Genomic DNA, 13,294 nt, shown 5'->3' with positions numbered 1-13,294 from the left:
GCGATGGGCCAGCAATGGCCTGGAGACGCCCCGCATGCTTCGTGTCCTGCGGGGCCATCCGAACCACTTCAAGGAAACCGAAATGAGCCAACTGATTGCCCTCGTGGCCACCGCCGTCATCGTCAACGGCCAGCGCACCGTCATCCAGCCCGGCGAGCCCCTTCCCGACCTGGGCGCACACGACTCGCGGGAGCTGACGGCATCGGGCGCCGCGCTCGATCCCGAGCGGGCCAGCGCAGCCCAACGCACCGACACCCTGGTCCTGGCCGCGGCCCAGGCCGAGTTCGAGCGCGCTCGCAAGCGCGAACGCCAAGAGCAAGAGTCGCAGGCCATTGCCAAGGCCAATGCGGAAGCCGTCGCTGCCGCTGAGGCGGCGTTCGCGGCGCAACGCGATCAGGCCGGTGCAGCGCCTGCGGCCAAGGGCGAGGAAGACCAGCCGGCCCCGGGCGACAAGGATCAGGTGTCCGGCAAGGCGGACGCGAAGCCCAGGAAGTGACGGCCGAGCGCCGCTGACATCCCCCTCAATCCACAGGAGCCCTCATGCCATCGCAGAACAACACCGGCCGCCAGTTCGACAAGCAGCACGCTGTCACCATGGTCGCCACCGCCGCCCTGGCGGCCTATCGCTTCGCGGCCTACGACGGCGGCTATCCCACGGCCGCCGGCGGCGCGAAGGACGTGCAAGGCGTGACCGAGACCGCCGCCGAGATCGGCGATGCGGTGAGTGTGGCCACGGGCTACAGCTACCTGGTCGAGGCCGGCGAGGCCATTGCTTTCGGGGCCCTGGTCAAACCCGACCTGGTCGGCAAGGCCGTGACCGGCTCTGCCGCGGACCACTGCGGCCGCGCATTGGGTGCGGCCACGCAGGCGGGCCAGCTCATCGAAGTGCAGATCTACAAGCACGTCCACGCCTGATCGCCGACCGCAGCGCCATGAACTACGCCACCGTGCAGGACATGATCGACCGCTTCGGAGAGCGCGAGCTGGTCCAGCTCACCGACCCGGACATCCTGGCCGTGCAAGCCGCGAAGGCGCAGCGCGCGCTGGACGATGCCCAGGCATTCGCCGATGGGTTCGTGGGCCGGGTGTACCGCCTGCCGCTGCCCGGCTGCAGCAAGCCCGCGCCCGTGGCTGGCAATCCCGGGGCCGTCCAGCTCGTGGCTCCGCCGCAGCTCACCCGCGTGGTGTGCGATGTGGCGCGCTATTACCTCTACGACGACCTGGCGCCGGAGCATGAGGTTTACCTGCGCTACAAGGCCGCCGAGCGCGAGCTGGGCCAGATCGCCGAGGGCAAGGCCGTGCTGTCGTGCCCCTGGGGCGGCGCACCCGGGGTGCTCGTGGCCGGCGATGCGCCGGGCGATGCCGAAGTGGTCTTCGGCTTCAGCCCGCGCCAAGTGACCGACGACAGCATGCGGGGCTACGCATGAGCACGCAGGGCCTGACCACCGCAGAGGCCAACAACTTCATGGCCCTGGAGCCGCACCTGGTCGCACTGGTGCGCCAGGCGGTGGAGGGCATGAGCCCCGCTGTCCACGTTCTCACGGCGGCGGAGATCGCAGACGTGAAGGAGACGGCGCAGCGCACCCCCGCCGTGCATGTGATCTATGGCGGCTACCGCATCGCCGAGGACATCGGCGTCGCCTGGGAACTGGAGCACACCTGGTACGTGGTGGCCGCGGTCAAGAACGTGGCCACGGCGCGCAGCGGCCAGGCCGCGCGCCAGGACGCGGGCGCATTGGCCGCCCACGTGGTCGGCGCGCTGGCCGGTGCAACGGTGCCCGGCGCCACCCGGCCGCTCACGCTCATCACGCCGCCGGCAGCGCGCTACGCGGCAGGGTTCCAGTACTTGCCCTCGGCCTTCCAGGCCACCACGGTATTTCGCAAACCGCAACAGTAAAGAGGAGCCACCATGGCCGCCATCGAAATCATCAAGCGCACCTATGCCCCGAGCGGCCTGGTCGGCAAGATCTACGCCAAGCCCTATGGCACCGCCGCGGCGCTGGTGCCCATCGGCAACGTGCTGGAGGCCAGCACCGAGCAGGCCGAGTCCGTCGAGAAGCAGGACGACATGACGGCCCTGGGCGGCGGCGTGCATGCGGAGATCCGCCGCGTGACGGGCGTGACATTCAAGGGCAAGCTCGCGGACCTGAACATCGTCAACATGGCCCGTGCCGTGCTCGGCACCGTGAACCCGCAGGACGCCGGCACCGTGGCCGATGTGCCCGCCGTCGCCCGCCTGGGCGGCCTGATCCCGCTGCCGCACATCAGCGTCACCAACCTGGTGATCAAGAAGGGCTCCACGGTGGTCGGGGCAGCGGGCAACTTCGACCTGTTGCCCGAAGGCATCTGGATTCGCGCGGACGCCGCGGGGCTCATCGAGGCCGATGCCATCACCTACAGCTACAGCTATGCCGACCAGGTCGTGATCGAGGCGCTCACTGCCAAGGCCGCCGAACTCACGCTGCGCTTCGGCGGCCTGAACGAGGCGGACAGCGGCCGCCCGGTGGTGATGGATCTGTGGCGCGTCAGCCAGGGCATCGCCAAGCAACTCACCATGATCAAGAAAGGGTTCGGCGCCCTGGATATCGAGGGCGAGGTGCTGCAGGACTCCACCAAGAGCGGCACCGGCATCAGCCGCTATATGCGCACGATCTACGTCTAACGGCGCGGCGCGGCCGGTCAGCGCGGGCCGAGGAAAAGACGCAGCCAGGTCCAGGCGAGGTAACCGCCCAGGGCTAGCAGGGCCATGGCGGCCACGGCCATGCCTGCGCGCACGGATGCACCTGCGCCCACCAGGAAGGCGATGCAAAGGATGAAGGCGATCAAGCGCGGCATGTCCGCATTGTAGGAAAGCATGGCGGACAAGCAAGTCAGATACGAGATCCGCGCCGACGTGAAGGGGCGTGAGTCCATCACTGGACTGGCCGACGACCTGGACGACGTCGCCAAGGTCTTGAGCGGTGAGCTGAGCCAGCAGGCCCAGGCCGCCGCAACCCGTCTGCGTGAACTGGCCGAGCAAGATGCCGCGATCACGGCATTCAACCGTCTGCAAGCTGAAGCGCGTGACGCAGGCCGCGCGCTCAAGGCGGCAGAGACCGAGGCCGCTAACTACGGCAAGCAGATCACTGCTCTGGGGCCGCCCACCGCCCAGGAGGCCGCAGCCTTGCAGCGCCTGCAGGCAACGGCCGAGAGTGCGCGTGCCACCTTCGGCCAGCAACAGCAGGCCCTGGCAGGAGCGCAGGGCGAGCTGCAGCGGTACGGCATCGCCGGGCAGAACGCCCAGGCTGCCCAGCAGCGGCTCCGGCAGGAAGTGGCGCTAGTGCGCGATTCCGTCCAGGGCCTCGCACCCGCCTACCAGGGCGCAGCCGCGGGTGCCCAGAACGCCGGCAGCTCGATGAACCGCACGCACCGCGCCATCGGCGACGGTGTGGAGTCCATCAGCCAGCAACTCGCCAGGCTGCAGAGCTTCTATGCAGGCTTCGCCGGGCTGCAGGGCTTCAAGGCCATCGCCACGGATCTGGCCAAGACGGCCGACGAGGTCAACAACCTGCAAGCGCGTCTCAAGTTGGTCACCGGGGAAGGCGACAACTTCACGCGCAGTTGGCAGGGTGTCACCGAAGTGGCCTTGCGCACGCACAGCGCACTGGAGGAGACGGGCGTGCTCTTCACGCGCCTGGCCCAGGCTGGCAAGGATGCGGGCCTCACAACGGCCCAGGCCAGCGCCCAGAGCCTGGCGCTGACGGAGACGATCAACCAGGCCATCCAGCTCAGCGGCGCCAGCGCACAGGCATCGAGCGCCGCAATCACCCAGCTCGTACAAGGCCTGCAGGGCGGCGCGCTGCGTGGCGACGAGTTCAATTCCGTGATGGAACAGAGTCCACGTTTGGCGCGCGCGCTGGCCGATGGACTGGGTGTCACCACCGGCGAGCTGCGCAAGATGGCCGAAGCCGGTTTGCTCACCAGCGACACCGTCATCAAGGCCCTGCAGGGCCAGAGCCAGACGGTGGCCACCGAGTTCTCCAAGCTGCCGCCTACCGTGGGGCGGGCATTGCAGGATCTGTCCACGCAGTGGACGCTGTATATCGGTGAGACGGACAAAGCCACAGGGGCCAGCAGTGCTGCTGCGACGGCGATCAGCGCCCTCGCCAGCAACCTGCGCACCATCGCAGGCTTGCTGATCGATGTGGGCCAGGCCGCTGCCGCCTTTGCCGCACTCCGCCTGGCGCAGCAGTTTCTCGGCCTCAGCGCGGCCGCACAGGCATCCGCGGCCGCAGTGGCGGCCAACAATGCCCAGATGGTCGCGGCGGGACCAGCCGCGGCGACAGCGGCGGCGAGCGCCGGCCGTTTTGCCACCATCCTCGCCAGCCTGCGCACGTTCACCTTGGTCGGCATCGTCGCCAATTTCAAGGACATCGGCACATGGATCGGTCAGAGCGCCGCAAAGCTGGCCGGGTACAAGGACCGCACCGAGGAGCTTGCGCGCGCAGAAAAAGTCCAAGCGGAGACCGCGAAGCAGGCTGCGGCCGATCGGGCCCGTCTGGCAGCATCCATCCAGGCTGCCATCGATCGCACTTTCGACCTTTCCAAGGCCGCACGCAGCAGCGTGGCGGAGTTTGAGCAGTTGACGAAGGAGGGCAACAGCACAGCCGAGGCTCTCAAGAAAGCGACGGACTCTTTCGACCTGAATAAGGTGCAGGGCATCCGTGACTTCTCCTCGGTCTTGGAGAAGCTGTCGGCAGAGGGGAAGATCTCCATCGGAGAGTTGCAGGCCGCGTGGTCGCAAGCGCTCAATGGGAAAGATCTGGCTGACTTTGAAATCAAGGCGCGGATGGCCTTTGGTGCCGCTCGCGCAGAAGCCGAGAAAGCGGCCGCCGCGGTGCAGGCAGCGATCGCGCGGGGGGTGAACGGCGATGAACTCACTGCGCTGAAGGCGAAGGCCGAGGCAGCATTTGCGGTCCTCACCCGAGAAAGCTCGCGCGCCGCGCAGCTGACGGACAGTCTGCTGCGAGAGGCTGTGCGGCGCACCGGTCTGGAGTATGAGCAGCTACAGGGCAAGATCGGCTCGGTATCTCGCAGTGCCATCAACGACGTTGAGGCCATCGTCGCAGGGATGGATCGGCTCAAAGCCCAGGGCGTGGACACCGGCCGCGTGCTCGTGGCCAGTCTCTCGAAGGCGATCAGCACGGCCGACGGGCAGGCGGCCATCGACAACCTGCGTGGTCGCATAGAGCAGATGCGCAAGGTTCTGGGTGACAAGATCACCGATGGGCTGCTCGACCAGGCCCGTGAGAAAGCCAACGCGCTCAAGGATGCCCTGGATCAGGCGACGCCCGGCATCAACAGCGTGCGCGAGGCGATGAAGCAGTTGGGAATTACCTCCGACGAATCGCTCAAGAAGACCGCGGCTGACGCGAAGGACGCCTACGACACCCTGACGGCCAGTGGAACCGCCAGCGCTCGCGAACTGGGCGAAGGGTTTAAGCGCGCGGCGGAAGCAGCCATCGCAGCAAACAAGGGGATCGCGCCGGCATGGGTGGAAGGCCAGGCCGCTATGCGTGGTTTCAAGGTGGTCACCGACGAAGCCGGTCGTTCCACTCTGGAGCTATCCAGTGCCGTGGACAAATCAACGGCATCCATGCGTGCAGGTTCCGGATCTGCCAGTGCGCATGCCGCTGCAGTGCGAGATGTCGGCAGCGCCTACTCCGATGCTGCAGCCAAAGCGCTGGCGGCCCAGGGCCAGTTCTTGGCAGCGGCCGCTGCGCAGAAGTCGGCTGATACCTCCGCATCGAGCATCACGAATCGGCCACAGAGCGAAAACCAGTTCGCATGGACGCGCTTGGCGATCATTGACTGGCTGAAACAGGCAGGTCTTGACGATGAAACAGCGAAGCGGGTGTCCGGCGATTTTGTCGATGCAAGCGGCAACGTCCCGTACAGCAACAACGCGGGCCAGATTAAGTACGGTGGCCGCAACAGCACCATGACCCAGGCGCTCTACAAAGCTGCCGAGCAGCACCTTTTCAAGGGCAACTCGGGCGCTGGAGCGCCAGCACCCTCGCCGAGCCCGTCGCCATCTCCAGCTCCATCGCCTGGCACGGGATCGGGTGCAGGCAATACCTACGTCAACAACATCACGATCAATGGTGTGGGCGACTGGGGCGTCGTGCGCGGCACCACGCGGCATGCCGACGCCCAGAGCGCCGAGACCGAGATCGACCTGCTGCGCAAGCTCGCACAGGCCCAGGGAGCATCGATCTAGATGGCCATCACCCTCACCTACAACGGCACCACGGCCCACATCAGTGACCGGCTCCAGTGGACCGACGAATACGCCTGGAGCCCGGTCGATCAGGCCACGGCGTACAGCACCACTGGCGCGCTGCTGGTGGACGTCGCGGTCAAGCAGGCGGGCCGCCCCATCACCCTGGTCGGCACCGACACCGCCGCATGGTTGTCGCGCGCCCTCTGCGACACGCTGCGCGCCTGGGCGGCGCTGCCCGGCATTGAGCTGGACCTGGTCCTGCGCGGCGACACCTACCGCGTGGTGTTCGACCACGCGCAGGGCAGCGGCTTTGCCGCCCAGCCGATCCACAAGCTCGAGGATGGTGCGATCACGCCCGAGCTGCTCTATCTCCCCACCTTCAAATTCATCGAGGTCTGATCACCATGCCCATCCAAGACGGCGACATCAACATCCTCGCCAGCCGCGTCATGGCCGACGTGCCCGAGGGCGGCGGCGGGCCCACCGGCACCGCCATCCCCTGGGGCGGCTCCAACAACGTCTTCCCCGATGTCACCGAGACGGATCGGGCAGGTGGCAACGTGTCGATCCGCCAGCTGCATGTCGGCGTGCTCACGCCCAACACCGATACCTACATGGGCGGCAACGTGGTGCTGTCGCAGCTGCCCACGGATGCGCAGGTGAGCGTGACCCTCGCCAAGTGCGGGCTCTTCGCCCGACGCACGCAGATCGCCGCGGCGATCGCGGCTTACCTGATCGAGGGCACGCAGTGGGCGGGCTACCTGCTGGAGGACCACGTCGCCGGCATGCGCTCCATCCAGATCCTGCACCGCAAGGGCACGCCCGCACCCGACATCGGTCGCACCCTGGTCCTGGGCTACCAGGTCGGCACGTCGCAGGAGCGCCTGCAGTATGTGCGGGTGACGCGGACCGAGACCGAGATCCGCACGTTCACGCACACGGCTTCCGGCGGCTTCGTGGACTACGAGGCAGCTGTCACCAAGGTGGATCTGACCGATGCGCTGCGCTTCGCGTTTCCGGGCTCGCCTCCCTCCCGAGACTATTCGGCGGCGGTCAACAAGACAGTGATCCGCGACACGACGGTAGCTGACGCCGCGGAGTACTACGGTGCATCGCCCCTGGCCGACCCCTCGGCGCTGGGCGACTCGGTGATCCGGGTGCAGAGCATCTACACCCAGCTCGTGCCCAGCTCGCGGACCGAGACGACGGCCCTCGACCAGCGGCCGGCCGCGGAGCGCTCCATCGTGCTCGCCCTGGCACCCCGCCGTGTCGAGGTGGCCGTGGCGGCCCACACGCGCCGTATCCGCATCAACCAGAGCAATCGGGGTTTCTCTTTCGTTGCGCTGCTCAAGCCGCTGCCCAGTCCGGGCACGGTGATCGTGAGCTACCGCGCGCTCGGCAATTGGTACACGCTCACCGACGACGGCACCGGCGTGCTCACGGGCGCAGGCTCCGGCCGGGTGATCTACACGACCGGCAGCATCGACATGACGCTGCAGGCCATGCCCGACGATGCGAGCAGCATCATCATCCAATGGGGTGAGCAGGTCGCCTACACCGACCGCTCGGGCCAGGGCGCGCAGATCCGCGCGCCCGAGGTGGCCTGGCAGCTCTCGCGCCGCGGCACCACGCCGGGCTCGGTCACCGTGCACTGGACGTCCGGAGGCGTGGTGCGCACGGCAACGGACAACGGCACTGGCAAGTTCACAGGCGATGCGGTGGGCGAGATCGATTACCCCAGCAGCAGCATCTTCTTCCGGCCGAGTTTCATGATCGATCCGGGCGGTCAGTATGCGGTCACCTCCGATGCCGGCGCTGTCGTGGAGGAGGTGCTGGCCGCTCCGGTGCTCGACGCTGCAGGCCAGGCCACCATCGTGCTGGCCCAGCAGCCGGTGGCTGGCTCCCTGGCGATCGAGTGGATCACCGCGCAGGAGGTCTCCACGACGAGCGGCACCACGCTCACCGAGACGGGCGCCGCGAAGACCGTGGGGCAGACGCGCACCGTCATGGGCTACGTTCCGCAGTCGATCTTCAACATGTACGCCGACAACGCCGCGGGCGGCGGCGCCAACGTCACCAAGCCTGCGCCGGTGGATGCGCAGACACCGGTGCCGGTGGTCCAGGTGCCGATCTACCGCATCAGCGACAACACGACCAACGCGACCTGGTCGCGCATGACCGCGCGCGACAACACCAACACCCGCCGCGTCATCACCATGCACCGCGCGACGGACGATGGTGCCGGAAATTTCCCCGGCCAGCTCGGCACCGTGGCCTACGGCAGCAAGACCGTGCTGCTCAAGCTGGTGTCGCACGACCGCTCCACGACGGCCTACAAAGCGGACCACGAGGACGCCAAGGTGTTCGACGATCCGGCATCGAGCAACGCCTCCAGCAGCAGCTCCGCCAAGGGCGGCGAGTACGACACGGCAGCGGTGGGCGAGCAGCAGCTGGGCTCCGTGGTGGCGCGCTACAAGGTGGCACCCCTGGCGTCCACGACGGCCACCGAAACGATCACGCCAGGCGAGGTCGTGATCGATCTGCTGCCCTACACCAGCGACCGCGCGGTGCCGAGCAGCGTGCGGTTTTCGTGGATGGGTCAGGTGTATGAGGACTTCGAGGGCGTGCTCTACCGCGGTCGCTCGGACAGCGTGCCAGGCACCGCATCCGGCACGCTGGACTACGCGGCCGGCCTGGCCCGTATGTCCGACTACGTGGTGGGGCCGAGCCCGGCCAGCGTGGTCCTGCAGAGCCTCTGGACGCGCCGCACGCCATGGAGCACGGCGAGCGTGTTTTTCCGCACGCAGGCGGCGCCGCTCAAGCCGGGCGGGCTGGTGCTGACGCTGCTGGACCTGCAGGGGAATGCACTCACCGCCACGGCCGGCGTGGATGGATCGTTCGCGGGCGATCACATGCGCGGCCGCATGGACTACGCCAGTGGGGTCGGTGAGTTGCAATTCGGGGATTACGTGGACCCGGCCACGCTCACGGATGCACAGCGAGCCGAGTGGTGGTACAGCGCCGCCGACGTCGGCGCGGTGGAGCCCGGCAAGATCTGGCGCCCCTGGCCCGTGGACCCCACGACCCTGCGCTACAACAGCGTGGCGTATTTCTATCTCCCGCTCGATGCCGACATCCTCGGGCTCGACCCCGTGCGCCTGCCGCCGGATGGCCGCGTGCCGATCTACCGCGTGGGCAGCTACCTGGTGGTGGGCCACACGGGCACGGTGCCGGCGGCCAACTACACCGCAGGGCAGACCATCGCAGCGGGCCGCACGCGGCTCTCGCGCGTGCACCTGGTGGGCGCCGACAACCAACTGATCCAGACCGGCTGGACCGCCAACCTCGACGCCGGCACCGTGCAGGTGGTGGACCCGGGAACCTGGGTGCAGCCGGTGCGCGTGCTGCACCGCATCGAGCAGATGGTGCGCGCGGCCGACGTGCAGATCGACGGCACCATCAAGCTCACGCAGCAGCTCTCGCACGCGTTCCCGGCCGGCACCGTGGTGTCCTCGGCGCTCATGTCCGGCAATCTCCAGGGCCGGGCGCTGCCCGTTTGGGACCAGCTCAATTGGGACGGTGTGACCTGGCTGGATGCCGTAGGGCCTGCCGGTCCGGCGCCCGCCACCTACAACGACGGCAATTTCCCGGTGGTGGTCACCAATGCGGGTGCGCTCACCGAACGCTGGGCGCTGCGCGTGCTCACGGGCGGTACCGACGTCGAGGTGATCGGCGAGCACGTGGGCAACGTCGGCACCTACTCGCGCAACACCGACATCGCACCCCTCAACCCGATCAGCGGCGCGCCGTATTTCACCTTGCGCGCGGCGGGCTGGGGCAACGGCTGGGCGGCCGGCAACGTGCTGTTCCTGCCCACGGTGGGGGCGTTCTACCCCTTTGCGGCCATCCGCGCGGTGCAGCCCGGCGTGGCCACGGCCACCGACTACGAGTTCGAGCTGCTGGCGCGCGGCAACGTCGATCGCCCGCCCTCGGCCTGATCGCCTCCATCCAACCCAGGACCACCCACATGACTACTCCCGTCAAGGTTTTCGATTCCGCGCAGACCGGTGCGCCAGTCCTCTCCGGCACCCCCGGCGCGCTGCGCGCCGTGCTCAAGGCCTGCCTCGTGGACGGCTACGGCGCCGGCGCTGTCGCCTCGCTCACCGTCACGGCCGGCGTGGCCACGGCCACCTACGCGTCCGGCCACCCCTACCGCGTGGGCTCCGTCGCGCTCTTCGCGGGGGCGACCGGCGATGGCATCAACGGCGATCGCCGCATCCTCACGATCGCGGGCGACCGGGTCACCTTCGCGGCGCCCGATGCGGCCGCGGGGGCGGCTGCGGGGTCGATCACGAGCCGCATGGCGGCGGCAGGCTGGCAGGAGCTTTTTGCGGGCCAGGCCGACAACGTGATCGCCCTGCGGCCGCAGGCCGTGGAGGCCACGGGCTGCGTGCTGCGCGTCGATGACACGGGCGCGACCAATGCCCGCGTGCGAGGCTATGAGTCCATGAGCGACATCACCACGGGCCAGGGCGTGATCCCGCTGGCATCGCAAGTGGCCGGTGGCCTGTACTGGCCCAAGAGCGGCGTGGCCAGCGCTGCAGCGCGTCCGTGGTGGCTGATTGCCGACGAGCGAGGGTGTTATCTCGCGGTGGCCCCGCAACCGGGGTATGACCGCTACACGCTGCTCTACGCGGGCGACATCGCCAGCTACAAGAGCGGCGACACGTACGGCTGGCTCGTGACGGGCAACCAGTCCGACCAGGTGGCATCGACCACTCCACCCGACGGCTGCTGCGGCTACAGCCACCGCAATGCCCGCGGCGGCGCCTACCTGGCGCGCGCCCACACGGGCATCGGCCAAGCCATCCCGGTGCAGCGCATCGGCGCCCACCACACGGGCGTGGTGGCGGACCTGTACGCGGGCCTGCCCGGCTATGCCTGGGGCACGTACCCCAACGGCGCCAACAACGGACTGATGACCGGCGCGGTGGAGATCAACGGCCTGGGCCTGCGCGGCACGCTGCCCGGCCTGCTGCACCCGATTCAGGATATGGCAGCTGCCTTCGCGACGGGCGGCACGGTGACCGGCACCGGGGACTACGCGGGCCGCACCCTGCTGGCCGTGCGCGTCGGTGCTCCAGCACCAGGCGGCGACGTGGGCACGGTGTTCGTGGACGTCGGCGGGATCTGGAGCCGGTAATGGCCGCTGCACGCTACTGGCGTCTTGCCGCCGTGCGGCCCTGGGGCCTGGGTGCGCTCTCCATCAGCGAGGCCGCCCTCTACACGGCCTCCGGCCGCGCCGACGCGTCGGCCACGCTCACCTCGCGCATGGCGCCCACCATGGGCGGCCTGGCGGCTCTGCAGGATGGCTCCGCGGCCGCGGTGGTCAACTGGAGCGCCAGCCAGGTCGCAGCGCCAGGGTGGGCGCTGATCTGGGAGTTTCCTGCGGCGGTGGAGATCGTGTGCATCGCGATCGGCGGTGGTGCCACCCAGGCAACCTACCCCTGCGACCTGCGGGTGGAGTCGTCGCCGGATGGTGCGGCCTGGACGGCCCTGGGCGAGGTGGGCGGGCTGCTCTTCCCAGGGCCATACACCCTGGGCTCGGTGGACGATCTGCGCCAGCATGTGTTCTCGATGGACTTCAACGGCGGCGCGATCACCGAGGCCTACGGTCACCCTGTGACGGTCCACGGGGGGGCGCACATCGAGAGTACTTCGCCGTTGATCGACGGGACGCCCTACCTGAGCCTCGCCGGTGGCGAGGACTACCTTGAATTCCCCAACGCCGCGGACCTGGCGCTGGGCAACAGCTACGAGATCGGGTTTGATCTGCGCGTGCCCAGCGGCTCCACCGTGGGCGCGATCTGGCACCAGGGCTATTACAACGCGGATGCCCTCTCGTGGCCATCGCCGGGCATCTCGATCCGGCTGCTGGACGACCGCCTCCGGTTCTATTTCTACGCCACCAGCTACGCGGACGAGCAGTACCTCGACGTGCAGTACACGCCCAACGTGGCCCAGCGCTGGCGCATGGTGCGCTCGGGTGGTGACGGCGCCGTGATCCGCGACGGAGCCCAGGTGGCGGCCCGCAGCGGTCTGGGCACGTTGCCCGCGCCGACGCGGCCGCTGCAGATCGGCCGCTGGACCTTCAGCCATGGCACGCCCACGATGGTTGCACGCCTGGACAACCTGTATGCGGACAGCGCGCTGCAACTCGCCAAGGCCGGCACGGCGCGCGTTTTGCCGACCTCGGGCTCGGGTGCCCGCGTGATCTCGGGCGGCCCGGTGCCGGATGCCGGCGTGCCGTCCCCGGGCGCGGCGCGCTTGGCGCGTGACATGGAGTTCGGTGGACTGGCGCGCATCTGGGGCACGACCAAGATCAAGGGCGCCGTCGACGTGCCGACGCGCTCGCGCGTGCTGCTGCTGCGCCAGCGCGACAAGCTGGTGGCCCGGGAGGTGTGGAGCGACCCCGTCACCGGTGCATTCGAGTTCGTGGGCCTCGACGCGGGGCAGCAGTGGCTGGTGCTCGCCGAGGACCAGGCCGGCAACTACCGGCCGGTGGCCGCCAGCCGCCTGGAGGCGCAGCCATGAGCAGCACGTGGCGTATCGGGCCCGAGGTGGCCCTCGCGCAGCTGGAGGCCACTATCGCGCGCGCGGACGCCGGCAGCGGCCGGTGCCGGGTGCGGCTGCATACGACCGATCGGCCGTCATCGATCAGCGGCGCCGTGGGCGGCACGCCGCAGGCCGAGATCGTGCTCGCCAAGCCCTGCGCGTCGATCGTGGGTGGCGCCCTTGTGTGGCACGCCGAGGACGCCGGCGGCGCGCTGGTGATGGTGGCGGGCATCCCGCGGTGGGCCGTGTGGATCGGCGCCTCGGGCATCGTGGTGGCCGAGGGCAGCGTGACGGATGCCGACCACGGTGGGGACTTCCGCGTTCTGGGCGGCACCACCCCGGACGGCGAGCAGAGCCCGTTGCTGCTGGCGGGTGGCCTGGTGGTGCTGGCGGCCTCCGCGCTGACGTGAGACACAC

The 13,294-nt window shown here is 68.9% G+C and carries 12 protein-coding genes; 11 read left to right on the top strand and 1 reads right to left on the bottom strand.

All coding sequences use genetic code 11. The features are described from left to right. Positions 1-82 precede the first annotated feature (82 nt). The 5 genes from R1Z03_RS11000 to R1Z03_RS10980 are packed head-to-tail and all read left to right on the top strand — an operon-like array spanning position 83 to position 2,662. On the top strand, positions 83-496 hold the full coding sequence (locus R1Z03_RS11000) for a hypothetical protein (protein WP_317359593.1): 414 nt from the start codon (positions 83-85) through the stop codon (positions 494-496). Positions 497-540: 44 nt separating this feature from the next. Then, the gene (locus R1Z03_RS10995) at positions 541-915 is read left to right on the top strand and encodes a capsid cement protein (protein ID WP_317359590.1); all 375 of its coding nucleotides are present in this window, start codon (positions 541-543) and stop codon (positions 913-915) included. A 17-nt stretch (positions 916-932) separates the two neighbouring features. After that, on the top strand, positions 933-1,427 hold the full coding sequence (locus tag R1Z03_RS10990) for a gp436 family protein (RefSeq protein ID WP_196289123.1): 495 nt from the start codon (positions 933-935) through the stop codon (positions 1,425-1,427). Next, complete coding sequence (locus tag R1Z03_RS10985) at positions 1,424-1,897, top strand: hypothetical protein (protein ID WP_317359581.1); 474 nt, start codon at positions 1,424-1,426, stop codon at positions 1,895-1,897. The genes R1Z03_RS10990 and R1Z03_RS10985 overlap by 4 nt, the downstream gene beginning before the upstream one ends. 12 nt (positions 1,898-1,909) lie before the next feature. Beyond that, a complete protein-coding gene (locus R1Z03_RS10980; protein ID WP_317359579.1) occupies positions 1,910-2,662 on the top strand; it encodes a hypothetical protein in 753 nt (250 codons plus the stop codon). Between the two features lie 17 nt (positions 2,663-2,679). On the opposite strand, the gene R1Z03_RS10975 is transcribed toward R1Z03_RS10980, so the two are convergent. Beyond that, a complete protein-coding gene (locus R1Z03_RS10975) occupies positions 2,680-2,856 on the bottom strand; it encodes a hypothetical protein (protein ID WP_317359576.1) in 177 nt (58 codons plus the stop codon). Here R1Z03_RS10975 and R1Z03_RS10970 point away from each other — a divergent pair. The 6 genes from R1Z03_RS10970 to R1Z03_RS10945 are packed head-to-tail and all read left to right on the top strand — an operon-like array spanning position 2,855 to position 13,287. Beyond that, positions 2,855-6,259 (top strand): tape measure protein, encoded by a 3,405-nt coding sequence (locus R1Z03_RS10970; RefSeq protein WP_317359574.1) that lies wholly within the window; start codon positions 2,855-2,857, stop codon positions 6,257-6,259. The genes R1Z03_RS10975 and R1Z03_RS10970 overlap by 2 nt on opposite strands. Then, a complete protein-coding gene (locus R1Z03_RS10965; RefSeq protein ID WP_317359572.1) occupies positions 6,260-6,661 on the top strand; it encodes a hypothetical protein in 402 nt (133 codons plus the stop codon). A gap of 5 nt (positions 6,662-6,666) precedes the next feature. Then, positions 6,667-10,260, top strand: coding sequence for a hypothetical protein (locus R1Z03_RS10960; protein WP_317359570.1), 3,594 nt, complete (start codon positions 6,667-6,669; stop codon positions 10,258-10,260). 29 nt (positions 10,261-10,289) lie between these two features. Continuing rightward, positions 10,290-11,465, top strand: a complete 1,176-nt coding sequence (locus R1Z03_RS10955; RefSeq protein ID WP_317359568.1) for a hypothetical protein — start codon at positions 10,290-10,292, stop codon at positions 11,463-11,465. Beyond that, a complete protein-coding gene (locus R1Z03_RS10950) occupies positions 11,465-12,856 on the top strand; it encodes a hypothetical protein (protein WP_317359565.1) in 1,392 nt (463 codons plus the stop codon). The genes R1Z03_RS10955 and R1Z03_RS10950 overlap by 1 nt, the downstream gene beginning before the upstream one ends. Beyond that, positions 12,853-13,287, top strand: a complete 435-nt coding sequence (locus R1Z03_RS10945; protein ID WP_317359563.1) for a hypothetical protein — start codon at positions 12,853-12,855, stop codon at positions 13,285-13,287. Before R1Z03_RS10950 ends, R1Z03_RS10945 begins: the two co-directional genes overlap by 4 nt. The last annotated feature ends 7 nt before the right edge of the window (positions 13,288-13,294 follow it).

The sequence above is a fragment of the Acidovorax sp. BLS4 genome (genome assembly GCF_032929295.1).
GTDB lineage: Bacteria > Pseudomonadota > Gammaproteobacteria > Burkholderiales > Burkholderiaceae_C > Paracidovorax.
The sequence above is the reverse complement of the archived record's forward strand: the minus strand, read 5'-3'. Positions and strand labels throughout refer to the sequence as shown.

Coding starts and splice junctions, on each gene's coding strand:
- R1Z03_RS11000 (WP_317359593.1), top strand. CDS start 83: ATGAGCCAACTGATTGCCCTCGTGGCCACCGCCGTCATCGTCAACGGC.
- R1Z03_RS10995 (WP_317359590.1), top strand. CDS start 541: ATGCCATCGCAGAACAACACCGGCCGCCAGTTCGACAAGCAGCACGCT.
- R1Z03_RS10990 (WP_196289123.1), top strand. CDS start 933: ATGAACTACGCCACCGTGCAGGACATGATCGACCGCTTCGGAGAGCGC.
- R1Z03_RS10985 (WP_317359581.1), top strand. CDS start 1,424: ATGAGCACGCAGGGCCTGACCACCGCAGAGGCCAACAACTTCATGGCC.
- R1Z03_RS10980 (WP_317359579.1), top strand. CDS start 1,910: ATGGCCGCCATCGAAATCATCAAGCGCACCTATGCCCCGAGCGGCCTG.
- R1Z03_RS10970 (WP_317359574.1), top strand. CDS start 2,855: ATGGCGGACAAGCAAGTCAGATACGAGATCCGCGCCGACGTGAAGGGG.
- R1Z03_RS10975 (WP_317359576.1), bottom strand. CDS start 2,856: ATGCTTTCCTACAATGCGGACATGCCGCGCTTGATCGCCTTCATCCTT.
- R1Z03_RS10965 (WP_317359572.1), top strand. CDS start 6,260: ATGGCCATCACCCTCACCTACAACGGCACCACGGCCCACATCAGTGAC.
- R1Z03_RS10960 (WP_317359570.1), top strand. CDS start 6,667: ATGCCCATCCAAGACGGCGACATCAACATCCTCGCCAGCCGCGTCATG.
- R1Z03_RS10955 (WP_317359568.1), top strand. CDS start 10,290: ATGACTACTCCCGTCAAGGTTTTCGATTCCGCGCAGACCGGTGCGCCA.
- R1Z03_RS10950 (WP_317359565.1), top strand. CDS start 11,465: ATGGCCGCTGCACGCTACTGGCGTCTTGCCGCCGTGCGGCCCTGGGGC.
- R1Z03_RS10945 (WP_317359563.1), top strand. CDS start 12,853: ATGAGCAGCACGTGGCGTATCGGGCCCGAGGTGGCCCTCGCGCAGCTG.